Below are 310 nucleotides of genomic sequence, written 5' to 3'. Positions count from 1 at the left end.
CTTTGGTTTAGTGGGTAAAAGTTTATCGCTTTTTGGATTTCAGCAGCAACTTTCCATTTTTATAGGAATTTTAATGCTGTTAATTTTATTTCTTCCTGTGAAAATTTTTAATAAATATAATTTTTCAAAACCTGTTTTCAAGATCATTTCAAAAATAAAAAGCAGTCTGGGAAAAGAGCTGAAAAAGAAAACCCCTGATACTTTTTTAACTGTTGGAATCCTCAATGGTTTCTTGCCATGCGGTCTGGTCTATATGGCTATAATGGGTGCAGTAGCAGGAGGAAGTGTTTGGCAGGGAAGCCTGTATATG

General features: G+C 34.2%; 1 protein-coding gene. It reads left to right on the top strand.

Going from position 1 to position 310, the window contains the following annotated elements; all coding sequences use genetic code 11:
* A partial coding sequence (locus RM539_RS20015) for a sulfite exporter TauE/SafE family protein (RefSeq protein WP_311505185.1) occupies positions 1-310 on the top strand: 310 nt, incomplete at both ends.

The sequence above is a fragment of the Autumnicola musiva genome (assembly GCF_031846585.1).
Lineage (GTDB): Bacteria > Bacteroidota > Bacteroidia > Flavobacteriales > Flavobacteriaceae > Autumnicola > Autumnicola musiva.
The sequence above is the reverse complement of the archived record's forward strand: the minus strand, read 5'-3'. Positions and strand labels throughout refer to the sequence as shown.